23 protein-coding genes are annotated in these 23,844 nt (G+C 66.6%); 6 read left to right on the top strand and 17 right to left on the bottom strand.

Features of this window, described 5'->3' with window-relative positions; genetic code table 11:
- Nucleotides 1-184: 184 nt before the first annotated feature.
- The gene (locus tag AC4FS1_RS14315; protein WP_491156224.1) at nt 185-1,369 is read left to right on the top strand and encodes a DUF2515 family protein; all 1,185 of its coding nucleotides are present in this window, start codon (nt 185-187) and stop codon (nt 1,367-1,369) included.
- Between the two features lie 865 nt (nt 1,370-2,234).
- Here AC4FS1_RS14315 and AC4FS1_RS14310 read toward each other — a convergent pair.
- The 7 genes from AC4FS1_RS14310 to AC4FS1_RS14280 all read right to left on the bottom strand — a co-directional run bounded on the left by AC4FS1_RS14310 (nt 2,235) and on the right by AC4FS1_RS14280 (nt 9,113).
- Nucleotides 2,235-3,401: a thiolase family protein gene (locus AC4FS1_RS14310; protein WP_491156222.1), complete on the bottom strand. Its 1,167-nt coding sequence runs from the start codon at nt 3,399-3,401 to the stop codon at nt 2,235-2,237.
- Nucleotides 3,398-4,048, bottom strand: a complete 651-nt coding sequence (locus AC4FS1_RS14305; protein WP_491156220.1) for a 3-oxoacid CoA-transferase subunit B — start codon at nt 4,046-4,048, stop codon at nt 3,398-3,400. Before AC4FS1_RS14305 ends, AC4FS1_RS14310 begins: the two co-directional genes overlap by 4 nt.
- Nucleotides 4,048-4,809: a 3-oxoacid CoA-transferase subunit A gene (locus AC4FS1_RS14300; protein ID WP_491156219.1), complete on the bottom strand. Its 762-nt coding sequence runs from the start codon at nt 4,807-4,809 to the stop codon at nt 4,048-4,050. The genes AC4FS1_RS14305 and AC4FS1_RS14300 overlap by 1 nt, the downstream gene beginning before the upstream one ends.
- 201 nt (nt 4,810-5,010) lie before the next feature.
- Nucleotides 5,011-5,643, bottom strand: coding sequence for a biotin transporter BioY (locus tag AC4FS1_RS14295; protein WP_491156218.1), 633 nt, complete (start codon nt 5,641-5,643; stop codon nt 5,011-5,013).
- 15 nt (nt 5,644-5,658) lie between these two features.
- Nucleotides 5,659-7,050 (bottom strand): acetyl-CoA carboxylase biotin carboxylase subunit, encoded by a 1,392-nt coding sequence (gene accC, locus AC4FS1_RS14290; protein ID WP_491156216.1) that lies wholly within the window; start codon nt 7,048-7,050, stop codon nt 5,659-5,661.
- Entirely contained in the window at nt 7,043-7,582 is a 540-nt protein-coding gene (gene accB / locus AC4FS1_RS14285; protein ID WP_491156214.1) for an acetyl-CoA carboxylase biotin carboxyl carrier protein, read from the bottom strand. Before accB ends, accC begins: the two co-directional genes overlap by 8 nt.
- The gene (locus tag AC4FS1_RS14280; protein ID WP_491156212.1) at nt 7,572-9,113 is read right to left on the bottom strand and encodes a pyruvate carboxylase subunit B; all 1,542 of its coding nucleotides are present in this window, start codon (nt 9,111-9,113) and stop codon (nt 7,572-7,574) included. Before AC4FS1_RS14280 ends, accB begins: the two co-directional genes overlap by 11 nt.
- A gap of 146 nt (nt 9,114-9,259) precedes the next feature.
- Here AC4FS1_RS14280 and AC4FS1_RS14275 point away from each other — a divergent pair, with 146 nt between their 5' ends.
- Nucleotides 9,260-10,006, top strand: a complete 747-nt coding sequence (locus tag AC4FS1_RS14275) for an IclR family transcriptional regulator (RefSeq protein ID WP_491156211.1) — start codon at nt 9,260-9,262, stop codon at nt 10,004-10,006.
- Between the two features lie 82 nt (nt 10,007-10,088).
- Here AC4FS1_RS14275 and AC4FS1_RS14270 read toward each other — a convergent pair whose 3' ends face one another.
- The 6 genes from AC4FS1_RS14270 to AC4FS1_RS14245 are packed head-to-tail and all read right to left on the bottom strand — an operon-like array spanning nt 10,089 to nt 16,367.
- Nucleotides 10,089-11,087 (bottom strand): VOC family protein, encoded by a 999-nt coding sequence (locus AC4FS1_RS14270; RefSeq protein WP_491156209.1) that lies wholly within the window; start codon nt 11,085-11,087, stop codon nt 10,089-10,091.
- Nucleotides 11,088-11,098: 11 nt separating this feature from the next.
- A complete protein-coding gene (gene dmpG, locus AC4FS1_RS14265; protein ID WP_491156208.1) occupies nt 11,099-12,112 on the bottom strand; it encodes a 4-hydroxy-2-oxovalerate aldolase in 1,014 nt (337 codons plus the stop codon).
- The gene (locus AC4FS1_RS14260) at nt 12,112-13,053 is read right to left on the bottom strand and encodes an acetaldehyde dehydrogenase (acetylating) (RefSeq protein WP_491156207.1); all 942 of its coding nucleotides are present in this window, start codon (nt 13,051-13,053) and stop codon (nt 12,112-12,114) included. Before AC4FS1_RS14260 ends, dmpG begins: the two co-directional genes overlap by 1 nt.
- 10 nt (nt 13,054-13,063) lie before the next feature.
- Nucleotides 13,064-13,861 carry a 2-keto-4-pentenoate hydratase gene (locus AC4FS1_RS14255; RefSeq protein WP_491156206.1) on the bottom strand — a complete coding sequence of 266 codons (798 nt, stop codon included), beginning with the start codon at nt 13,859-13,861 and terminating at the stop codon, nt 13,064-13,066.
- Nucleotides 13,858-14,706: an alpha/beta fold hydrolase gene (locus tag AC4FS1_RS14250; RefSeq protein ID WP_491156205.1), complete on the bottom strand. Its 849-nt coding sequence runs from the start codon at nt 14,704-14,706 to the stop codon at nt 13,858-13,860. The genes AC4FS1_RS14255 and AC4FS1_RS14250 overlap by 4 nt, the downstream gene beginning before the upstream one ends.
- Entirely contained in the window at nt 14,703-16,367 is a 1,665-nt protein-coding gene (locus AC4FS1_RS14245; protein ID WP_491156775.1) for a bifunctional 3-(3-hydroxy-phenyl)propionate/3-hydroxycinnamic acid hydroxylase, read from the bottom strand. The genes AC4FS1_RS14250 and AC4FS1_RS14245 overlap by 4 nt, the downstream gene beginning before the upstream one ends.
- A 151-nt stretch (nt 16,368-16,518) precedes the next feature.
- Between AC4FS1_RS14245 and AC4FS1_RS14240 the strand changes: the two genes are divergently transcribed.
- The 3 genes from AC4FS1_RS14240 (at nt 16,519) to AC4FS1_RS14230 (ending at nt 18,292) form a co-directional block, all read left to right on the top strand.
- Complete coding sequence (locus AC4FS1_RS14240) at nt 16,519-17,031, top strand: nuclear transport factor 2 family protein (protein ID WP_491156203.1); 513 nt, start codon at nt 16,519-16,521, stop codon at nt 17,029-17,031.
- A 155-nt stretch (nt 17,032-17,186) separates the two neighbouring features.
- The gene (locus AC4FS1_RS14235) at nt 17,187-17,960 is read left to right on the top strand and encodes an SDR family NAD(P)-dependent oxidoreductase (RefSeq protein WP_491156201.1); all 774 of its coding nucleotides are present in this window, start codon (nt 17,187-17,189) and stop codon (nt 17,958-17,960) included.
- Entirely contained in the window at nt 17,957-18,292 is a 336-nt protein-coding gene (locus AC4FS1_RS14230) for a hypothetical protein (protein WP_491156199.1), read from the top strand. The genes AC4FS1_RS14235 and AC4FS1_RS14230 overlap by 4 nt, the downstream gene beginning before the upstream one ends.
- Before the next feature lie 21 nt (nt 18,293-18,313).
- Here the strand turns inward: AC4FS1_RS14230 and AC4FS1_RS14225 are convergent, their stop codons facing one another.
- The 4 genes from AC4FS1_RS14225 to AC4FS1_RS14210 form a co-directional block, all read right to left on the bottom strand.
- Nucleotides 18,314-19,048 carry an ABC transporter ATP-binding protein gene (locus AC4FS1_RS14225; RefSeq protein WP_491156197.1) on the bottom strand — a complete coding sequence of 245 codons (735 nt, stop codon included), beginning with the start codon at nt 19,046-19,048 and terminating at the stop codon, nt 18,314-18,316.
- Nucleotides 19,045-20,943: a branched-chain amino acid ABC transporter ATP-binding protein/permease gene (locus AC4FS1_RS14220; RefSeq protein ID WP_491156195.1), complete on the bottom strand. Its 1,899-nt coding sequence runs from the start codon at nt 20,941-20,943 to the stop codon at nt 19,045-19,047. The genes AC4FS1_RS14225 and AC4FS1_RS14220 overlap by 4 nt, the downstream gene beginning before the upstream one ends.
- Nucleotides 20,944-21,801 (bottom strand): branched-chain amino acid ABC transporter permease, encoded by an 858-nt coding sequence (locus AC4FS1_RS14215; RefSeq protein WP_491156194.1) that lies wholly within the window; start codon nt 21,799-21,801, stop codon nt 20,944-20,946.
- 103 nt (nt 21,802-21,904) lie between these two features.
- Nucleotides 21,905-22,342, bottom strand: a complete 438-nt coding sequence (locus tag AC4FS1_RS14210; protein ID WP_491156774.1) for an organic hydroperoxide resistance protein — start codon at nt 22,340-22,342, stop codon at nt 21,905-21,907.
- A 152-nt stretch (nt 22,343-22,494) separates the two neighbouring features.
- Between AC4FS1_RS14210 and AC4FS1_RS14205 the strand changes: the two genes are divergently transcribed.
- Complete coding sequence (locus AC4FS1_RS14205; protein ID WP_491156193.1) at nt 22,495-23,700, top strand: ABC transporter substrate-binding protein; 1,206 nt, start codon at nt 22,495-22,497, stop codon at nt 23,698-23,700.
- Nucleotides 23,701-23,844 lie beyond the last annotated feature (144 nt).

Below are 23,844 nucleotides of genomic sequence, written 5' to 3'. Positions count from 1 at the left end.
GGCATCCGATCATGGACGCCTTTCCGCAGCACTCCCGGTTCGCGGCATCACAGTCAAGGCCTGATTGCGGTCAACGTGATGAGAGGTTTCACCTTCATCACGGTCGGGAGACACACATGACGAATTCGGGTAGAGCGCGCTACCACACCTGCGGCAGTCGCAGCATAATCCGAGGTACCAGGCGATGGCCGGGTTCAGCTTTTCTCAATCAGTGAGGGTACGCCGCTCATCCCCCCTGCCCCGGTACGAGCCGCCGAGGGTTCCTGAGGAGGCGCGCGGCCCCGAGCCGACCGGAACCATACCCGTGAAGAACGTCAGGTCGATGGCGGAGGGAGACTTCGGCGGCGGTCGGCTTCTTCTGGTACTCGATCAGATCCAGCGGCAGGGCCCTCCTCGCACGGTCGCCGGCTGGAGGGCCTTGGCCGAACGGCTCTTGGTGGACGAACGCTGTGCTGTTGACCGCAACCGACAGATCTCGTCGTACTACGCCTGGGCCTACATGGCTCTGCCCAGTTCCTTCAAGTGGGCGGGGATGGCCGCGATCGCTTCGCACCACGTCCGCGTCGCCCTTGTTCCGCTACACATCGAGACCGCCCTCGGAGGCACATATGGTCACATGCGCATCATGAAGAGATGTCGGGTGCTCACGACGGACGTGAATACCCTCCGGGCGACGAACAACGACATCTTTGACGATCTGTTCTGGGTCCACCTCGCGTACGTCACCTCGGAGGACGGGATCCAACTGCTCCGCGCCCTGCTGCGGAACGAGCGTCACTATGCGCCTGTACTGGCCGGATTCGAAGCACTTGACCAGGGCCGCCGGGTACTGGAGAACGCAACAGCGTCGCCTGCGGCTCGAGTAAGAGCACAGGCTCTTATCTGGAAGGGCACTCTCCTCCTTCTCGAGCACGAGCAGCGCTTCGTCGTGCAACCCCACTTCGATCGCCTCTCCGGCAGGTACGCCCGGGTCGTCTCAATCGGGTCGACGACGACGTTCGATTCGCGTGGACTGGGCCGGGCCATCAAGTTCTTCACATCGTTCTTCGTCTACACCCTCCTTCGCAAGAACCCACGCGGCCTCGACGGACGACTGTGCCCGCTCATCACCAACTACGACGACCGGTGGCGTTGGCTCGAGTCGAGCGTGGTGCCCCGGTTCCAACGCGTCGATACTGATCCGCACGTGATCCGGGCCATCCTGCGACGCATCCTCGACCAGGACCGCCAGCACCTTCCTTCCCCGTGTGGCACCTCGATCAGGAGAACGTCCACCGACTCACGTTCAACGGAGCCGTCATCGAAGCCGGTACTGTCTCCTGCCGCGTCGCCCGCCCTCTCCCCCTTGCCCTTGGCCGCTGAAGGATGAGTTGGTACTCCCTGCGGGGTCACCTGGGGGTCACTCGCGCTCAAGCGCTACTCAAAGGCGCGGCTCAGAGGGTGTTTTCAGCAGGAGGACGCCACCCTTCCGAAGCCATGCAGGGTGGTGCTCTCCCGGGGTCACCTGGGGGGTCACCTGAGATCGAATCCGCCGCCCCCGGTTGCCCATGGCGGCGGTCTTTCCAATCAGGAAAAATACGCTCACCAGGGCTTTATCTCGCGGAGACGGAGGGATTCGAACCCTCGGTCCCCGTAAGGGGACTCCACCTTAGCAGGGTGCCTTGGCGCGTTCCCGGAGCCGGCGCTCGAGGACTGTTCACGGTGCAACTGCCGTCATTTCTTCCTATTCATCTGGAGTTGCTCACAATCCTCATGTCGCTCATCTCGCACTCCGGAGTATCGGGCTGTACGCACTGCACGTGCGCCTCAGGATGCTCGGGGTCACTTGGGGGTCACCTGACGACGGGGCCGAGGGGGGCGTTGACGGCGACGCCGACATTGCGTTGACAAACACACCGACCCTCGGACCGGCTGCTCTCCGGTGTGTCAGCGAGGTCGCCGTGGTCTACTTTTACAGGCGCAGCTGCAGACGGATAGCCAGCTAAAGGGTCGCTGCGGCAAGCCGACTGCCTCGTTCGCTTTCACGACCGGATTGCCCGGCCTTTCCATTGAGAGAGGAGCCCTCCTCTTGCTCTAACGGATGGGGACGACGTCAGGCGCCCGCAACGACGAGATCCTCGACCATCCCGTGCGGCTGTTCGCCGCGCTGAGGATCGCCGCCTCGTCGTGCGGCTTCACTGGGTAGGGCCCTGTCCGCTCCCACCTCTCATATGCATGGGTGAAGCCTCGATCGTCTACCGCTCCAGTACTACGGCCAGACCCTGGCCAACGCCGACGCACAGTGCGGCGACAGCGACGCCGCCTCCCCTGCGTGCGAGTTCGTGGACGGCGTGACCGATGACACGTCCGCCTGACGCGCCAAGTGGGTGACCGATCGCGAGCGCGCCGCCATGGACGTTGAGCTTCTGCGGATCTATAGGCCATTGCGCGAGGTCAGCGAGGCACTGCGCCGCAAAGGCCTCATTAAGTTCGACGAGATCGACGTCTTCCCACGTCTTACCGGCCTTGGCGAGGGCCTTGTTCGCCGCCTCGATAGGAGCGAGGGGAAACACGTCTGGGTCGACGCCGTGCGTCGCGCGCCCCGCGATCCTCGCGAGCGGCTCAGCGTCGATCGCGCCTTCGGCGCCAATAAGCAGCGCGGAGGCACCATCGTTAATACCGGACGAATTGCCGGCGGTCACGGTGAGACCGCCACCAAAAAGCGGCTTCAACCGGGCGAGCGCCTCGACGGACGTATCGTCACGGATGCCCTCATCCCGTGGAAGTTCGGCGCCCGGCACCTGCACGATCTCCGCTTCATAAAAGCCGTCGGCCCACGCTTTTGCGGCACGGCGGTGCGACCGGACGGCAAACTCGTCCTGAGCCTCGCGCGTGAGCCCGAGCCCGTCGGCGACCTTCTGGGCGGACTCCCCGTTGGAGATCGTCCAGGCCTTCGGGAACGCGGGGTTGACCATGCGCCACCCGATCGACGTGTTCCAAAGCGTCCCGTTTCCGGTCGATGGCCAGCCTTTCGGCGCCTTCTCCACGACGAACGGCGCGCGGCTCATGGACTCGACGCCACCGGCGAGCACGATGTCCGCGTCGCCGGATTCCACTGCGCGCGATGCCTGAAAGACGGCCTCCATCGAAGAAGCGCACAGCCGATTGACGGTCACGCCCGTCACCGTCGTCGGCAGTCCCGCGAGCAGCGCGCCGAAACGTGCGACGTTGCGGTTGTCCTCGCCAGCCTGGTTCGCGTCTCCGAACACCACGTCCTGGATCCTCCCGGGGTCGACGCCGGTGCGCTCAACAATCGCCTTCATTACAACGGCGGCCAGATCGTCTGGTCGCACGCTCGCGAGCGCCCCACCCGCGCGACCAAAGGGCGTGCGCACGGCGTCATAGACGAAGGAGGCGGTCATGGCTGGGTCCTATCGATCAGGGCGAGACCGGTGAGCTGCCTCAACTCGGCCACGGTGGTGTCACCGAACGTCTCGATGACGGCGAACCCGTCTGGCGTGACCGCGAAGATTGCGTGATCGCTATACACACGGCTGACGCATCGCCTGCCGGTGAGAGGTAGCGCGCACTCGTTGACGAGTTTCGACCGACCGTCCCTCGTAATGAGATCCGTCATCACGAAGATGTCCTTCGCGCCGCTGGCGAGGTCCATTGCCCCGCCGACGGCAGGGATGGAGTCCGGCCCGCCAGCCGACCAATTCGCGAGGTCACCGTGCTCGCTGACCTCGAAGGCGCCCAACACGCAAACGTCTAGATGTCCGCCGCGCATCATCGCAAACGAATCGTGCTGCGCGAAGTAGGCGGCACCGGGCAACTCCGTCACGGCCCACTTCCCGGCGTTGATGAGGTCTGGATCAATCTCACCCGGCCCCGGTCTGGGCCCCATCATCAGCATCCCGTTCTCGGTGTGGAGGATGATTTGCTTTCCCTCCGGCAGGTGATCGGCCACGAGCGTGGGAACCCCAATACCGAGATTGACGTAAGCGCCGTCGGGAATGTCTCGCGCGAGTCGCGCCGCAAGGTCCGCACGACTGATCCGGGTCGCCATCAGCGGTCCTCCCCCTCGACCGAGGCCGTCTGATTGACCGCTCGACCGTTGACGTCCACGAGCCCTCCCACGAACGTGCCGTGGGGCGTCCAGGGACGCCATCCGACCGGCACCACGACGTCGACGAAGATGCCCGGAAGAGCGATGGCCTCGGGATCGAGTCCGCCAGGTTCGACGATCTCGTCGACCTGCACGATCGTACGTTTGGCCGCCATCGCCATCGCCGGCCCAAAGTTCCGACTGGTCTTGCGGAAGACGACGTTTCCGAGGCGATCGCCGCGGAAGCCCTGGACGAGCGCAACGTCGGCGCCCAGCGCCGGCACGAGCACATACTCGCGGTCGCCGAAGACCCTCGTTTCCGCGTCACGGTAGAGATCGGTGCCCGCGCCGGTCGCCGTGTAGAACGCAGGGATCCCGGCACCCGCTGCGCGGATGCGCTCCGCGAGATTGCCCTGTGGAACGAGTTCCATCTCTAATGCGCCCGCCCGGTAAGCGGCATCGAAATGCCACGAATCGCTTTGGCGGGGGAACGAGCAGATGACCTTCCGGACGCGCCCGAGCTGGATGAGCCTTGCGAGCCCCTCGTCCCCGTTGCCTGCGTTGTTGCTGATGACCGTCAGATCGCTTGCGCCCTGTTCGATCAGCGCGTCGATGAGCTGCACGGGCTGTCCCGCTCTCCCGAACCCGCCGACCATAATGCTCGCGCCGTCGGCGATGTCGCCGACGGCCGTGAGGGTGTCCAGCGTGGTCTTGTCGATCATGGTTGAACCTTCCGATAGCAAGTCGACTTCGGCCCTTGGGCCGTTCGGCTCACGCGCGCTGCCGCGGGCTCACGGAGGGGCCTACGCGCGCGTGTCGAGGGGCGGACGCGAATCCTGCGACGGAAGCACATTTGAGGGCGTGTCGCCTACGGCCCGCTGCTCCGACGAGGTCGCCACACCGACTCACCGCACCGTTTCGCATCACGCCTTTGTGCGGTCCACCGCCCGCACGAGCAGCCAGGCTCCCGGGACCAGCAAAGCGGCGGCAGCGGCCTTGATGAGGCCCGGCAGGATGAACGGCCACACCGCCGCGTCGAGCACCCCGGCGAGCGCGACATCCTGCCCGAGCACGAGCCCGAGGATCATCGCGGTGTACGGCACGCCGATCAGAAACGGCACGATGGAAGCGCCGGCGAAGCCGACGAACGCCAGCGCCGGGTTGCGATCCCAGGCGTGCTCGGCGAACCAGCCGGCCACGAACGCGGCCGCGATGAACCCGATGATGAAGCCGAAGGACGGCATGAGCACATAGGCGGGTCCGGCTGCCGGGCCAGCGAAGACGGGAGCGCCTGCCAGTCCGATCAGCATGTAGGTCGTCAGGGATGCGGCGGCCCGCTTCGCACCGAGCGCCGCGCCCACAACGATGACGCCGAGAGTTTGACCGGAGATCGGAATCGGACCGATGAAGAACGACACCTTGGCGAGGAGCGCGACAAAGGCAACGCCCGCGAACACGAGCCCCCCGTCGACAGCGAAAGCGTAGCGACGGCTCTGGGGACGTGTGATGAGATCCGCCAGGACGGGGCGGCGGGCGGGGATGGAGAGAGACGACACTGCGAACGCTCCTTGTCAGTTGGTGGTCGAGGTGGTCAGAATCGCGGCCTCGCTCCGACCCGCTATGAGGGCGGCGACGAAAGCGGTGTTGAAGTGGCCGCTGCGGAACCCTTTGCTCTGCAGGATCTCCTGGTGGAACTCCGCAGTCGTGGTGATTCCGTCGATCTGTAGCTCACGGAGGGCGCGAAGAGTGCGCGCGATCGCCTCCTCGCGGTCGGAACCCCAGCAGATGAGTTTGCCGATCATCGAGTCGTAGAACGGCGGGATCGTGTAGCCGGTCTCGACGTGGGTGTCGATCCTCACACCGAACCCACCGGGGGCGCGGAACCGCGTGATGACTCCGGGTTCAGGTGCGAAGGCGCGCATGGGATCCTCCGCATTGATGCGACACTCGATCGCATGGCCCCGCAGCGCGATGTCGTTCTGTGTCAATGAGAGCGGTTCTCCGCCCGCGATTCGCAGCTGCAGTTTGATGAGGTCGATGCCGGTCACCATCTCGGTGACCGGGTGCTCCACCTGGATGCGGGTGTTCATTTCGATGAAGTAGTACTTCCGGTCGATGTTGTCGAAGACGAACTCGACCGTGCCGGCGTTTCTGTAGCCGACCTCGCGGCACAGCGCGACGGCCGCCGCTGTGAGTCCCGAGCGGAGCTCAGCATCGAGCACGGGCGACGGCGATTCCTCGATGAGCTTCTGATTGCGCCGCTGCGCCGTGCAGTCCCGCTCACCGAGGTGAAGCACAGTCTCCCCGTCAGACACGACCTGCACCTCGATGTGGCGGATGTCTGTGAGGTAGCGCTCGATGTAGACCGACGGGTCTCCGAAAGCCATCTCGGCCTCCGACATGATCTCCGAGAGGTCCTGCTCCAGCGTCTGGATCGTCTCCACCACTCTCATTCCGCGGCCGCCTCCTCCCGCGGCAGCCTTGATGAGGAGTGGGAAGCCGACGTCGCGTGCGACTTCGAGCGCCTCGGCGTGCTCGGAGACAGCGCCGAGCGAACCGGGCACGGTGGGAACTCCGGCGCGACGGGCGATCTCCTTTGCCTCGATCTTGTCGCCCATGCGCCGGATGACGTCCGACGATGGTCCGACGAAGCGGATTCCTTCGCGTTCGCACAGGGCGGCGAAGTCGGCATTCTCCGAAAGGAAGCCGTAGCCGGGATGGATGGCGTCCACCTTGAGCGCGAGGGCTGCCCCGACGATCGCCTGGGCGTTCCGATAGCTCAAATTCACTTGGGCGGGACCGATGCATACGGCCTGATCGGCGAGCTTCACCGGCAGAGAGTCCTGATCGCCCTCGGAGTAAGCGAGCACGCTTCGGATACCGAGCTCCTGGCAGGCCCTGATAACTCGCAGGGCGATCTCGCCGCGGTTAGCGATGAGAACGCTCGACAGCGGCTCAGGCATCAGGACGGACCACCATGAGCGGCTGGCCGTACTCGACGGTTTGGTTGTTCTCGACGAAGATACTGGTGACGACACCCGCGATCGACGCCTCAAGGTTGTTCATGAGCTTCATAACCTCGACGATGCACAGGACGTCGCCCACCGCAACGCGGGCGCCAACTTCGACGAAGGCCGGAGCTCCCGGCTTCGACGCGGCGTAGAACGTCCCGACCATAGGCGCCTTCACCACGACGTCGCCGTCGGCAAGCGCCGTCTCGCCGCCCGCGACGTTCTGAGGTGCCACTGGGCTCGGGGCCGGCGCGACGGGACTGAGTGCGGGCGGAGCCGCGGCTGCAACGGGTTCGGACGGTGCCGGTGCCAGGGGGGCCGCAACTGCGGGCGGGCTTGCGACGGCGGGCGCAGAGGAGTGGTTGCGACTGATGAAGAGCTCTACGTCACCGTACTTCAGCGACAGCTCACGCACGTCTTCGCTCAGGTTGGCCCAGTCGATGATGGCCTTCAGTTCTTTGAGGTCTGGCGGGTTAAGCGACATCCTTTACTCCCTTGTCGATGCTGATGCGGATATCTCCGGCGTTGAGCGTGCGGCGTCCCGGGCCGCTCGAAGCGGCGAGCGAGCGGATGAGGTCGAGGATCGGACGCGGGACCTCGTCGGGGTTTCCTCCGGAGGCTGCGGTCGCCAGCATCTCGTCCACCTGGGATCCCGCGAACATGGCGCGGAGCAGGACCGTGTCGATGTCCTCGTCCGGGTGCTGGGCGACGAGATCGTCGAGCATGGGCGGGATCAGCGCTGGCGGCTCGAGGGCGATGTTCGCAGACCCGTTACGGATGATCTTTTCGAGGACGCCTGGCTCGATGTCCGTGAGGAGCTTGCCGAAATAGCCGAGGGCGTACTTCTTAATTTCATTGGGGACGACCGAGTAGCGGTCGCCTGTGATCACATTCATGACCGCCTGGACTCCAACGAACTGGGCGAACGGTGTGATCATGATGGGGTAGGCGAGTTCGCTACGCACTCGTGCAACCTCTGTCAGGAGATCGTGGTAGCGGTCTGACAGTCCCGCGGTCTCGAGCTGCGACCGGAAGTTCGCGAGCATTCCGCCGGGGATCTGGTGCATGTAGTGGAGTCCGTTGTACTCGACCGGAGCGCCCAGCGGCTTTCCCTCCGTTTGGGCGATGGTCACCAGCTGCTCGCTGATGCCGTCCACCCGGTCCAGGTCGACGTTGACCTGGTACCCCAGCGCACGCAGGTCGCGGACGAGGTTCTGTGTCGAGGGTTGCGCATTTCCCGTGGCGAGCGGCCACGTGGAAGTGTGAATCTGGTCGGCACCGAGCTCGACCGCTTCGAGGTACACGAGCGGGGCCAACCCCGTCAGAGAGTGGGTGTGGACCTCGAGCACTCGGTCACCCATCACCTCCTTTAGCGCCGGCACAAGCGTGCGGACACGGTCGGGTGTGAGCAGTCCCGCTGCATCCTTGAGCATGATCGCGTCGACATCCGCCTTCTCGATAAGCTCACGCGCCCTGGCTACGAAGAGCTCGTCGGTGTGCACGGGGCTTTCCGAGAACGAGACCGCACCGAAAGTGGACGCACCCAGCTCCTTCGCTCGGATGAGGCCCGGGATGATGTTGCCCATGTCGTTGAGACCGTCGAAGGAGCCGATCACGCGGAAGCCGTTCGCGTGTAGACGCTCAACCCACGCCATGATGACGTCGTCGGGGAGAAAGTCGAATGCCGCGATGTTGCGCGACCGGACGAGCGCTCGGAGCTTCGTGTTCGGCATGTGCTCATGCGCAAGCCGGACCCGCTCCCACGGGTTCTCCTTGAGATAGCGCACGGCGACGTCGAACTGAATCGGCGCGACCAGATCCACCTGCTCGAACCCAGCGGCGTCGTAGTTGTCGGCCATGGCGATGATGTGATCGGTCCGCATCCGAGTCGCCCAGAGGCTCTGATGCCCGTCGCGCAGCGACGTCTCGACGATCCTGATCTCACGGCGGCTGTTCGCCGGGCGACCACCCCCACTCATTACCGCGGTGATCGACTCCGAGTTCGTCGTTGACATAGCGACCCCTGCCCGTGTATTCGGCGCTCCGGTCAGGGGTCTGATCCCGCCGCTCCATCGCGTCCAGTCGTGGGGCGCCATACCTCCGCACGACGCCAAATGCGACACTACGCGCGTCATGAGCAAATGCAACTATGCTTCCTTGCGTGATACGCAAATTTGAGCCGGTGCAATCCGTGGAGCGCGCGCTCACCCTGGTGAAACTCGTCCTCGACGAGGGATCGATCAGTGTGACGGAGGCAGCCTCTGCACTCGACGTCAACCCGTCGACCGCCTACAGGCTGCTGGGCACCTTGGCGGTGCAGGGATTCGTCGTGCGAGGGAAGCGCAAGCGCTACGAGATCGGTCCTGTGCTCCGCGTCGATCACGCGGCGTATCCCCAACCGTCCCTCGTCATGCAGCTGCGGCCCGCTCTCGAGCAGCTCTTCGAACGCACCGATGAGACAGTGCACATCGCCACTTTGGCAGGGACTCAGATCCAGCATCTCGACGGCATCGAAGCAACCTCGCACTTTCTTCGCTTCGGTTCGAGAGTGGGGGTGTGGCTCCCCGCCCACCGCACGTCCGCGGGCAAGGTGCTTCTGGCGGAGCTGACGGACGACGAGATCGACGCAAGGTACAAGATGGCGATGGCCGGCCCACGTGGGCGTCGCATCACCGTGGACCTTGCAGCGCTGCACGAACAGATTGACGACGTGCGCGACACCCGCATCGGCTGGAATTTCGAGGAGAGCGAACCGGGAATCGCGGCCATGGCGATCGCGACATGCGATCTGAACGGGCAGCGCGCAGCGATCAGCATCTCCCTGCCGATCGTGCGGTTCACACGAGAGAAGGGAGAGATCTGGGCGGCCGAACTCATCCGGCTTGTCGACGAGCTGCGGGCACGCTGAGGCCCCCATCACCCCAGTGCCCGCGAGCCGCGAGCAGCACGATCGAAGGACTGCTCCCATCGTCGCGGCTCCGACAGCGGCATCAGCGTTGCAGCCCGGCCGAGGGGGTCGTGCCGCGGCCCCGGCTGCCCGGTGTGATGTCAATAGCCTCGCCGTACCAGGTCATGCCGTGCGGCACGTCCTTCGGCTGCCAGAGGATCGCCTCCCAGTCGGGATCGTAGACGTGGTACCCGCCCGAGTAGAGCTCGACACGGTGATCGGAGCCCGGGTCGTGGAGGTAGAGGTACATCGCCTGACCGACACCGTGCTTGCCGGGGCCGACTCCCCACGAGACATCGAGGTCGCGGATCTGATCGGCCGCCGTGAGCATGTCGTGGTAGTTCTCGAGGTTGAACGCGACGTGGTGCATCTGCGCGGTCTTCTCGTCGCGGTTCACCCCGATCGCGACGTCGTGCATCTGCGAGGTCACCGACATCCACGATGCCATGAGCGTCGTCGGGTGGTCGGGCATCATGATGTACTCCCGGCGCTTGAGCCCCATGAAGTCCTGCAACCACTGCTCGGCCTGGTTCATCGTGCCCGGGCTGGTCTGGATGTTGAAGTGGTCGATACGGCGGGCGCCGAGCCCTCGACGGGTCGAACTGTTCGACGCGAGCCGTGAGCGCAGCCCCTCGGGCGCGAGCGGCTTCTCGATGTCGTAGTAGAACTCGAACGGATGCTCGCTGAAGGGAGTGAGGAATCGGATGGCCGTGCCGCGGCCGGTCTCGAGGCCGGCCGGCAGTTCGAGCACCTCGATGTCGCTCGCGAGCAGTTCGTCGCGGAACAGCTCGACGTCCTGCGGGCGCTGGGTGCGGAACGAGTACGCGTTGACGGCGGCGGTCTCCTGCTGCGTCAAGACGAGCGAGTGGTGCGCGAGCTCCTGGTAGCCGCGGAGATAGGCGACGCCGTCGGTCTCGGCGACGACCTCCATGCCGAGCAGGTCTCGGAAGAACCAGAGCGATTTCTGCAGGTCGGGGGTTCCGAGGTCGATGCTGCCCGCGTGCGCGATGCGGGGGCCTGGGTCGTAGCCGGGGCGGGTCATGGCGTGCTCCTTCAGGACCGCTGCGCGGCGAGGGTGATGGCGATGTCGATGAGCATGTCCTCCTGGCCGCCGACGAGCTTGCGCGCGCCGGCTTCGATGAGGATGTCGCGGGCGTCGACGCCGTACTGGGCGGCGGCGTTCTCGGCGTGGCGCAGGAACGATCCGTAGACGCCGGCGAAGCCGATGGTGAGCGTCTCGCGATCGACCCGCACTGGCCGATCCTGCAGCGGGCGCACGAGATCGTCGGCGGCGTCCTCGAGGGCGAACAGGTCGCATCCCGTCTCCCAGCCGCGCAGCTGCGCGACCGCGACGAACGGCTCGATCGGCGTGTTGCCGGCGGCTGCACCGTGGCCGGCGAGCGAGGCGTCGACGCGGAAGGCGCCCTCCTCGACGGCGGCGACGGAGTTCGCGACCGAGAGCGAGAGGTTCTCGTGCGAATGGATGCCGACCTGCGTTGCGGGGTCGAGCACGTCGCGGTAGGCGCGGACGCGTTCGCGCACGTCATCGGTCGTGAGCCGGCCGGACGAATCGGTGATGTACACGCAGTGCGCGCCGTACGACTCCATGAGCTTCGCCTGGGCGGCGAGCTCGGCCGGCTCGAGCATGTGGGCCATCATGAGGAAGCCAGAGACGTCCATGCCGAGGTTGCGGGCTTCGGCGATGTGCTGGGCCGAGACGTCGGCCTCGGTGCAGTGCGTCGCGACGCGCACCGAGCGCACGCCGAGGTCGTAGGCCTTGCGCAGTTCGGCGATGGTGCCGACGCCCGGCAGCAGCAGGGTGGTGACGACCGCGTTCTTCACGTTGTCGACGATCGCGCTGATCCACTCCCAGTCGGTGTTCGAGCCCGGTCCGTAGTTCAGGCTCGCGCCCGCGAGACCGTCGCCATGGCTGACCTCGATCGCGGACACCCCGGCGGCGTCGAGCGCCGCGGCGATGCGGCCGACGTTCGCGGGGGTGATGCGGTGACGCAGCGCGTGCATGCCATCCCGCAGGGTCACGTCCTGCACGTAGATCTTCTGCGACATCACGCCGCTCCCTTCACGGTGCGTGCGGCGATGCCTTCAGCGACCCGCATGGCCGCCGAGGTCATGATGTCGAGGTTGCCGGCGTACGCGGGCAGATAGTGGGCGGCGCCCTCGACCTCGAGGAACACCGACACCTTGGTGTCGACCGCACCCGTGCCGTCAGGCAGCAGCGTCGCGACCTCGTCGCGGGTCACCGGGGTGAACTGCACCTGCTGCACGAGTCGGTAGCCGGGCACGTACTCGGCGACCTCGGCCGCCATCGCCTGGATCGACGCCTCGATCGCCGCATGATCGGCATCACCGACGAGGGCGAACACCGTGTCGCGCATGATGAGCGGCGGCTCAGCAGGGTTCAGGATGATGATCGCCTTCCCCCGGGACGCCCCGCCGACGGCCTCGATCGCGTGCGCCGTGGTCTCCGTGAACTCGTCGATGTTCGCCCGCGTTCCCGGACCAGCCGACTTCGAGGACACCGACGCGACGATCTCCGCGTACGGCACCGGCGTGACCCTCGAGATGGCGGCCACGATCGGGATCGTGGCCTGTCCGCCGCAGGTGACCATGTTGATGTTCGGCGCATCGAGGTGGTCGGCGAAGTTCACCGGTGGGATCACCATCGGCCCGATCGCGGCCGGCGTGAGGTCGATGAGGCGCACTCCAGAGCCCTCGAGCAGTTTGGCGTTCGCGATGTGCGCACCGGCGCTCGTCGCGTCGAGCACGATCTCCACCCCGGCGAACTCTGGCATGGCCATGAGCCCGGCGACACCGTCGGACGTCGTCGCGATGCCGAGACGACCAGCACGGGCGAGGCCGTCCGAGGCGGGATCGATGCCGACCATCACCGCGACCTCGAGCGTGGTCGACCCGCGGATGATCTTGAACATCAGGTCGGTGCCGATGTTGCCGGAGCCGACGATCGCGACCCCTGTCTTGTCACTCATACGTACTCCTTCACTTGCCGAACCGGGCCGTGACCGACCCGAGCGGCTCGATGCTCGCCACGAACGCGTCTCCCGGCTTCGCCGCGATCATCGGCCCGAGCGCGCCGGAGAGGACGACGTCGCCGGCTCGCAGCGGGTCTCCGAGCTCGATCGCGGTCGCCGCCAGCCAGGCCAGCGCGTTGAGCGGATCACCGAGGCAGGCCGCACCGCGGCCGTCTGAGACAATCTCGCCGTTCCGAGTCATCGACATCACGGCGTCGACCGGGTCGAACTCGTCGAGGGTCATCCCGCGGTCGGCGATGACGAACACCCCGGACGACGCGTTGTCGGCGATCGTGTCGACGATACCGATCTTCCAGTTCTCGATGCGCGAGTCGACGACCTCGATCGCTGCATGGGCCGTGGCGACCGCGGCGCGCACCGCGGTGGCATCGCCGGCGTCGAGGATGTCGGCCCCGAGCACGAACGCGATCTCGGCTTCGGCGCGGGGCTGCAGCAGGACTGCGGCGGGAATGGGCTCCCCATCGGTGAACCGCATGTCGTCGAAGAGCACGCCGAAGTCGGGACGGTCGACACCGACCTGGCGCTGGATCGCCTCAGAGGTGAGGCCGATCTTGCGCCCGATCACCCGACCTCCGCGTGCGATACGACGGGCCGTGAGCCGCTGTTGCACGCCATAGGCGGCGTCGATGTCGCGCTCGGCGAAGAGGCCGTTGATCGGGGAGCACGGGAGGCGCGTCGACGCGGCCGCGTCGAGCAGCGATGCGGCGAGGTCGAGGTTCTCCTCGCTCGCGCGGGTGGCGCTCACGCGCCACCCCCCAGAAACTCGAGCGCGACGCGGTCGAATTCGACCTGCTGCTCCCACTGGGGCCAGTGCCCGGCGTTCTCGATGAGCCGGAATTCGCCGGCCGGGATCCGCTCGGCCATCGACATGCCGGCGCCGGCCGGCCCTGAGGGGTCGTTGCTCGTCCAGATGACCAGCGTCGGCGCGGCCACGGCCGCGAGTTCCTCGTCGGTCACCAGGTTGCGACGGCGGACGTCTGGATCCTGCAAGCACAGGATGTGCCGCATCGACTCGGCGAAGCCGGGCCTCGAGTAGACGCCGCGGCGGATCGCGACGAGCTCGTCGGTCACCGACGCAGGATCGGCCATGAGCCACTCGAGACGGGTGCGGATGCGCTCCTTGCTCGGGTCGTCGGCGGCGGCCTGGCTCAGCGAGCGGATGCGCTCCATCACCTCGGGCGTCGCCATCGTGCCGCCTGGCGTGTTGAGGAGCAGGCGGCCGACACGGTCGGGGTGCGCCGCCGCGAATTTGATCGCGACCCAGCCGCCGAGCGACTCGCCACTGAGGTGCGCACGGTCGATGCCGAGGGCGTCCATGAGCGCGAGCAGGTGATCGATGTAGGCGTCGATCTCGAGATCGAGCGTCGAGGTCGTCGTCCAGCCGTGGCCCGGGTAGTCGTAGAGCACGACACGGTAGTGCGCCGCGAGCGCCGGGAGGTTCTTGGTGAACGCCTCGAGGTGACCTCCGGTGCCGTGCATGATGATGAGCGGCTCGCCCGAACCGGCCTCGAGGACGCGCGTCGACCATCCGCCGATGTCCACGTGTCGGATCGAGTAGTCGAGCCCCCCGAGGTCTGACCAGATGCTCATTCTGCACTCCGCTTCGCGGTGGGACGGGCGGTGGTTTCACGGTCGGTGGTGGCGATGCGCGCGACCTCGATGGCGTCGCCGAAGGCCCTGACCATGTCGGACGCCGCGAACGCCGGGCTCGCGCCGGCGACGATGCGGTCTGGCCGTACCAGGACGAACGACTCCGACCGATCGTCGAAGTACCGCTTGAGCGCACCGCTCGGGTCGCCGATGTGGATGATGTCGTCGGAGGCCTCGGCGTCGGCGAGCTGCACGGCCGGTCGCGCCCAGACCAGGCGGATGCCGAGCTGCTCGGCCAGCGCGATGGCGTCGTCGTCGAGGATGAGCCTCGGGTCGTTGTTCCAGCCGATGAGGGCGAACCACGGGCCGATCGCGTCGTCGAGCCGCACCGTCGCCCCGCTGATGGTGCGAACCGTCGGCTGGAAGAAGAGGCGACCGACCCCCTCCGCACCGATGGTCGAGCCGACCCGGGTGATCGCACCGGCCTCGATGGTCGGCATCGGCTTGAACTTCATGGTCACGATGTAGCGCTTCGCCCTCGGCAGGATCGAGATCCCCTTGAAGAACACATTGCGGAGACCGGCGACCAGACGATTGCGCACCGAGACCACGGCGCCGACCCGGGTCGAGAGGTCGATCATCGCCTGCGCGTGGTCGCGTCGCTCGAGCTCGTAGCTGTCCAGGACGGCCTCGCTGCCCAGACCGCCTGCCGCGAGCGCGAGTTTCCAGGACAGATTGAACGCATCGCGGATACCGCTGTTGTACCCCTGGCCCTGCCAGACCGGCATGAGGTGGGCGGCGTCGCCGATGAGGAACGCCCTGCCGACGCGGAAGCTGCCGGCCATGCGCGAGTGGTGGGTGTAGACGCGTCGACGGATGATGTCGATCTCGGCGGTCGGCGGGATCATCGGCGCGAGCACCGAGCGGACGAACTCGTCGGAGACCACCTGCTCCTCGGTCTCGCCCGGCAGCACCATGAACTCGAAGCGTCGGATCCCGTGCGGGATGCTGATGGAGACGTACGGGCGCTTCGGGTCGGCGTAGACCCACGCTCCCGGCTGCCCGAGCGGGTCGTTGCGGATGTCGATGACGAGCCAGTTCGCCGCGGATGAACGACCCTCGAAGCTCAAGCGGAGGGACTTGCGGGTCTGGCTGCTGCCGCCATCGGCGCCGACGATGTAGTCGGCCGCCGCGGTGCGCTCGCCGTCGGGCGTGTCGAGGGTGATGGTGACACCGCCGGCGTCCTGGGTGAATCCGGTCACCGCCGACGACCAGTGCACGCGCACGTGCTCGAATCGGCTCAGTCCCTCCATCAGCACCCGGTCGGCGAGCGGCTGCACGAACCCACTTCGCCTCGGCCAGCCGAACTCGGCCGCCGACGGCGCGAGCCTCGCGAGATCGCGGCCCTTCGCATCCACGAACACGAGCAGCTGGTTCGGAATGGTGTGCTGCAGCACGGCATCGGCGAGGCCGGCGTTCTGGAACGTCCGGAGGGTCTCGTCATCCATGCCGACCCCGCGCGGGAAGTCGATGAGCGACGGTCCGGCTTCGAAGACGTCGACGCGGACACCGTGCAGGCCGAGGAGGTTCGCGAGCATGAGGCCCGTTGGGCCCGCGCCGACGATCGCGACCTCAGCACGGTCGGCGGTGCCCAGGGGCATGCTCGCTTCGGACACCATCATCCTCGTTCAATAATTGATATCGTGTGTTCACTAACTGCTCTGACAGTAGTCAGGCCCCTTTGGACTGTCAAGTGGGGCGAGCGAGACCACCTCGTCATTTCGTCGATCGGCTGAATCGAAGGAGATCGCCATGACCGACCCACAGGTGTCACGACTCATCGACGTCGCGGCCGTCGAGCGCACCGTGCTCGACTACGCGGCCGCGATCGACCATCGCGACTACGGCCTCCTCAGAACCGTGCTGGCCGACGAGGTGCGGTTCGGACTCCGTCCGGGGAGCGCGGACGTGGCCTTCGTCGGATTCGGGGCCGGGGCCCGCGTGATCGGTGCCGACGAGTTCGTCGAACGCAATCGCACCCTGTTCCTGGGGTTCGCGGGGACCCACCATCAGGTCACGAACATCCGGATCGACATCGACGGCGACGTCGCGAGGGAGCGAGCCATGCTGCAGGCGACCCACTTCCTCCCCGGCGACCCCGACACCGAGTACACCTTCGGCGCGAGCTACGACAACCGGCTCGCCCGGACGCGAGATGGCTGGAAGCTCACCGACATCGATCTCACGGTCCACTGGGAGCGCGGCGATGCCTCGCTCACGGAACGGGCGCGCGCGGCCGGGGAAGCTCGGCTCGGGATGGGTTGACGGAGCACAGAGCGAGGGTTACGCTCGCGTCAAGTATTGATCATGAGCGTTCATCATATGCACGCTGAAATCATGACCGGGAGCAAGCGACGGAGCTTGCGACGGCACCCGTCGCCGGGCGCCGCACCCCGAATCAGCTCAAGGAGGAGTCGACGATGTCGAACGGCAACGCAGTGGAAGGTCGAGTCGCGATGGTCACGGGGGGTGGGGCCGGGCTCGGTCGGGCCACCGCCCTGATGCTCGCGCGTGAGGGCGCGGACATCGTCATCTGCGACCTCAACCCCGAGACCGGCGCTGCGGTCGCAGCGGAAGTCGAGGCGCTCGGGCGCCGCGCTGTGTCGGTTCCGACCGACGCTGCCGACGAAGAACAAGTCGAGTCGCTCGTGGCGAAGGGGATCGCCGAACTCGGCAAGATCGACATCCTCGTCAACAACGCGGGAATCGTCACGACCGACCAGATCCTCGACCTGTCCGTGGAGAACTGGGACCGGGTCGTCGCCGTGCATCTGCGGAGCACGTTCCTCTGCTCGAAAGCCGTCGTGCGCGACATGAGCACGCGCGACTGGGGACGCATCGTGAACGTCACCTCGCGGGCCGCCTACCGCGGCCGTGCCGGAGTCGGCCCGTACGCCGCCGCGAAGGGAGGCATGCTCGCCTACTCGCGCGTGCTGGCCAACGAGGTCGCGCAATGGGGGGTCACGGTCAACAACGTGGCCCCGGGCACGACCCTCACCCCGATGGTCGAGCGTGCGTTCCCGACGCTCGAGCAGCAGGTCGCCGAGGCGCACTCGTCCGGCGTGATCGCCTCACCGGTTCGACTCGGGGATGCCGACGAGATCGCCGCAGCGGTGCTCTACTTCTGCGGCCCGTACTCCGACCACACAACGGGCACGACGCTGCACGTCAACGGCGGAAGCTTCATGCCATGACCTCGTCGATTTACGTCGTCCACACCAACCCAGTCGAGGGCCGTGAGGACGAGTACAACGACTGGTACTCCAACCAGCACCTCAGCGACATCGTCGCGATCCCCGGCTTCGTACGAGCACGACGGTTCGAGCTCAACGACGATGCGGAGGCGGCGCTGAAGTCGCACCGCTACATCGCGATCTACGAGATCGAGGGCGACCCGCAGGTGGCGATGGCGAACATGTGGGAGGCCGTGTCGGCCGGCATGCACCTCTCGGAGGCGCTCGCGCCCGAACTGCTCGCGACGACGTACACGGCACTCACCGACTGGGTCACACCCGACGGGTCGTAGTCGCGGCCGGCGCCGCTCGCCTCATTCGGCGGCGGCGTCGGCTCGGCCCAGGTACGCGTCGCGGACAGCCTCCCGCACACCGTCGGCTCCGGCCGCGCTCGAGAGCACCAGGGTGCCGAGATCGATCACGACGAGATTCGACGCGATCGCCAGAGCGAAGTCGATCGATTGCTCGACGAGTACGATCGACATGCCGCCATCTCGCAACCGGGTAAGGCTGCCGAGTACCTCGCCGACGATGGACGGCGCCAGGCCGGCTGATGGCTCATCGACGAGCAGCACCCTCGGCTCCGGCATCAGCGCCTGCGCGATCGCGAGCATCTGCTGCTGGCCGCCGGAGAGCATGGCGGCGTTCTGACGGCGCTTCTCCTCGAGGATCGGGAACATGTCGTAGGCCCAGTGGATCCGTTCCGCGAGTCCGGCAGACGAGAACGACTTGGAGTAGGCCCCGAGCCGCAGGTTCTCCTCGACGCTCATGTCGCCGATCAGGCGCTTGTTCTCCTGCACGATTCCGATTCCTCGGCCGACGCGCTTGTACGGAGGGAGGCGGCCGAGATCATCACCGTCGAGGCGGATGTGCCCGGCGTGGACGGGGTTGAGCCCCATGATCGCCCGGAGGATCGTCGTCTTGCCGGCTCCGTTGCGGCCGAGCAGTGCCGTCACTTCGCCTTCGCCGACCTGGAAGCTGACATCCCAGACCACGCGCAGATCGCCGTACCCCGTTGCGAGGTGTTCGACTTCGAGGATGCTGCTCATGTCGCGCTGCCTTCCGTGGTCTCGATCGGAGCGGCGCCCGCGATGGTCGTGCCGGTGACGCCGGCGCCGGTGCCGAGGAATCGGCGCAGGACTTCGGGATGATCTGCGATCTCGGCCGGGGTGCCATCGGTCAACACCGTCCCTTCGGCGAGCACGACCACGTGGTCGGCGAGCGACTGCACGAGGCTGAAGTTGTGCTCGACGAGCACGATCGTGGCGCCGGCGTCGCGGACTCGACGCAGCACGAGGGCGAGTTCGGCCACCTCGTCGCGGTCGAGACCCGACGCGACCTCATCGAGGAGCACGATCGAGGGTTCCGAGTTGAGGGCCCGCGCGAGCTCGATCATGCGCCGAGTGCCGAGCGGCATCGCGCCCGCTGGGAATTCGGCGACCGCGCTGAGCCCGAGGAAGTGGAGCCATTTCGCGGCGGACTCGCGGTTCTCCCTGGTCACGCGCCCGTACTTCGGCAGACGAAGGATGGTGGCGAACAGCGAGACGCGGTGGCGCTGCAGCCGGCTCGAGGCGACGACGTCGAGCACCGAGAGCTCGATCGGGATCGCCGGCGTCTGGAACGTGCGCGCGACGCCTTGCCGTGCCACCTCGACGGCGCCCTGCGCGGTCACATCGGTGTCACCGATCATGATCCGTCCGCTCGTGGGTCGCATGAAGCCGCTGATCATGTTGAGCGTGGTCGTCTTGCCCGAGCCGTTCGGTCCGATGAGCGCGGTGATCTGCCCTGCCTGCGCGGTGAGCGTCACGTCGCGCACGGCGGCGACCCCACCGAACTGCTTCGAGACCGCATCCAGCCGGAGGGCTTGGCCGGGAAGGGCCGGCAGCTTCATCACCGGGATCGATTCGGCGGCGTGCGCCTCGGCGTCGGCGACCGCGGCCAGCGCGGACTCGGCCGCGGCCGCAGTCCGGCTCCGCTTCGCTCGCGCGATGAACCAGTGGGCGGCTCCGGCGACGCCGCCGCCGAACGCGATACCGCCGATGACGAGGAAGATTCCGAACGCGACGTCGCCGAACTCCCCGAACTTCGTCGAGAGGGAGTTCACGATCTGCACGAAGATCACGCCGACGAACACCGCATAGATGGCCCGCCGGCCGGCAACGATCGAGGCGACGAGTGTCGTCAGAATGAGCCCGAGCCCCATGGCTTCGGGTGCGACGAAGCGATCGTTGAACGCGTACAGCGTTCCCGCGAGACCCATCGGGAGCGAGGCGAAGGTGTACGTCGTGATCTTGAGGCGGTAGCGCGACAGGCCGAGCGACGGCGCGAGGTGATCACCGTGCTGGAGGATGAGCAGCGAGTTGCCGAAGGGCGAGCGGACCGCATTTCGGTAGGCGGCGAACCACAGCGACACCACGATGATGACGACGACGTAGAAGCCGAGGGTGTCGAGGGTGATCCCGAAGAGTTGAGGACGCGGGATCCCGGTGAATCCGGACTGCGCTCCGAGCACGTTGAACGGAATGACCTGCAGCGTCACGGGGATCAGGAGCACGAGCATGAACGTGCAGACCGCGAGCATCCATCCGCCGAGTCGGAGTCCAGGGGCGCCGGCGAGGAGCCCGACGGCGACCGCGGCGAGGGCCGCCAGGATGAAGCAGATGACGAGGTCGTTGAACACCCGGGTGGCGAAGTAGGCGGTGACGTAGGCGCCGGCGGCGTACATCGCCGGGAGGCCCATGTTGAATTCGCCCGCCCAGCCGATGCTGAGATTGAGGCCGCTCACGAGGAGGGCCGAGATGCCGACGAGCAGGATCTGCCGCGTCCAGAAGGGGGGCAGGCCCAGGTACGGCAACACGGCGACGATCACCGTGAGCGCGATCCACAGGATGGGGAGCAGGGGTCGGAAGGGGCGGCGGCCGACGACCGCGGTGCTGGTGCTCACTCAGACGCTCCTCAGGCTGCGCTTGCCGAACAGTCCCTGGCCTCGGAAGACGAGCACGAGGACGAAGAGGATGAAGACCGCGTAGTCGCCGAAGAACGGCCCGACCCAGAGGGCGACGAACGCCTCGACGAGTCCGATGATGAAGCCGGCGATGACGGCCCCGAGCTGGCTCCCGAGCCCACCGAGCGCCATGGCGACGAAACCCTTCAGCGCGATCGTCAGCGCAATCCAGGGACTCGCGGTGGTCGACATGAGCACGAACGGCCCGACGAGTCCGGCGAAGAGCCCGGAGACACCGAACGCGATGATCGAGAGCCATCGCACGTCGACTCCGCGCAACATGGTCGCCTCGCGGTCGAAGGCCTGCGCTCGGCTGGTGAGGCCGAATCGCGTCTTCGCCATGAGCAGGTGCAGCACGAGGCCGAATGCGACCGGCAGCGCGATCAGCACCAGGCTGATCGGCTGGACGCGCCCGCCGAGCAGATCCATCGGCGCCTGCGGGAAGAGGTCGAGCCGCTGCGGGTCGGCCCCCCAGATGATGGCGGTCAGCGCCGTGATCGCCGTGCCGGCTCCGAGGGTCGTGATGAGTTCCGCCTGTGAACCGGAGGGGAGGAAGCGGATCGCGCCGCGCTCGACGATGATCGAGAGCAGCGCGCAGGTGATCGCGGAGAGCAACAGGATGATCGGCAGCGGCAGGCCGAGGCCGATCCCGGTCAGCGCGACGAACCCGCCGAAGACGAGGATGTTCGCGAACGCGAAGTTCACCACGCCGGCAGACGTGAGCGTGATGTTGTATCCGATCGCGACCAGCGCATAGATCGCGCCGGTCGACAGGCCAGCGAACACGGCCGTCATCATGTGAGTGCCTCCTCCGACCGTTCACCGTTGAGCGATCGTCGCGTGTGCATTTAATGCTCCCGCGTATCCAATATGAGCACGATAGTGGTTGAGTTGCGTGCCGTCAATCCCGGTGATGTAGCGTCGCCGGGTCGGTCACCGCGAGCGTGACCCGGATGTTCCCCCTGGTCGCGTTGGAGTACGGGCACACCAGATGCGCCGCCTCGGCGAGCGCCAGGGCGTCCTGCCGTGAGAGGCCGGGAAGCGACACCTCGAGCACGACCGCGAGCCCGTATCCTCCATTGCCGTTGGGACCGATACTCACCCGCGCCGAGACGCTCGAGTCGGCCGTTTCGGCGCGAACCTCCCCCACCGCGACGGCACGCAGTGCCGAGTGGAAGCACGCGGCGTAGCCGGCGGCGAACAGCTGCTCGGGGTTGGCCCCCTCACCGGTGCCGCCCATCGCCCTGGCCACGGCGAGTTCGAGGTCAAGGCGGCCATCGGTCGTCCGGACACGACCGTTGCGACCACCTCCGGTCGAAATCGCCTCGGTCGAGTACAGCTCGGATTCCGAGCATGGCGGCTCCTTTCATTCCCGAGCAGGGGTGGCAGCAACTGGTCCTTGCGTCCGGACTGCGTCGGTGTCATTGTTGCGACCGTGCACATTACGCGCAGCCAAGTGCGCTATGTGCCTAGTCAAAGGAGACTGCACTCATGCACAAGCAATGGAAACTCCGGGGAGCGGCCGCCGGCGTCGCCCTGCTGACCCTCGCTGGCTGCGCCGCCGACGGCGACCCATCCGGCGATGCATCGGGCGAGCCATCGGACGGACCCATCCAACTCGCGGTGATGTACGGCCTCACCGGCCCATACGGCGCCTACGCCGACAGCTTCTTCGCCGGCTTCAATGCCGGAGTCGAAGCGGTCAACGCCGAGGGTGGCGTGCTCGGCCGCCAGATCGAGGTCGAACTCGTCGACACGAAGGGCGATGGCACCTTCGCCGTCAGCGCGCTCACCGAGTTGCTCGACTCCGGCTATGTGCCGGACGTGATCGTGCCGAGCGTCGTCGCGAACGAGACACTCGCCGTCCTGCCGATCCTCATGGAACGCGAGATCTTCTCGATCACCCCGGCGCTCTCACCCCTGCTGGAAGACCCCGAGTCGTTCCCGTACATGTTCGATCTCTCCCTGCCGTCGCGCGAGCCGCAGCGCGTGCTCGCCGAGCTCATGGACGCCGAGGGGGTCGAGACCCTCGGCGTGATCATCGGTGCCGACGCCGACGGTGACGCGTTCTGGAACGACCTCCAGACCGTCGCCGCCGAGAACGACATCGAGATCATCCAGGCTGAGCGACCAGACCCCGCGCAGTTGAGCTTCGACGTCGAATACCTGCGGATCCTCGAGGCCGAGCCCGACGCCGTGTTCTTCGACTTCAACAGCTTCGAGCAGATCTCCCGCGCCTTCACGGCCAGATCGACGGTCGGCGCAATGGACATCCCGGTGTACGTCGGCATCTCCAGCTCGGGATCGGTGCCGTCGTCGTACGCCGATGCCGGCAGCCTCGACAACTGCTCGATGCCGGTCTACGCGTCGACCGTGAAGACCGACGCGCCGGCCGAGTGGATGGAGCCCCTGCTCGACGCCTACGTCGGCAACCCACAGAGCGCAGCCGCGGGCTCGATCGGATTCGACATCGTGAAGCTCATGGCGCTCGCGATCGAGCGAACCGGTGGCGACACGTCGGCGAGCGCGCTCACGGCTGCACTGCTCGATGAGCCGATCCCGTCCGACTACCTCGTCGAGTACCCGGGCGGATTCGCGTACAGCGATGACTACCGGTTCCCGACGGTCGCGGACGGTGACCTCGTGCTCGTGCCGTGCGACTCCACGATCGCCGACGGTCTCTGGATCGCCAACTAGGACGAGAACGGGATGCTCGGGTGCGATCATCGGACCGCACCCGAGCATCCGCTCGTCCCCGGTCGTGCAATTAACGCTCACAGTTGATCACTATTAGGTTGACAACTGGTCCGTCTCTCCATAGCCTCGCCTCACCGTCACGTT

Source organism: Microbacterium sp. Z12_35 (assembly GCF_058310475.1).
Note: the sequence above shows the minus strand (reverse complement) of the source record. Positions and strands in the feature narration are given on the sequence as shown.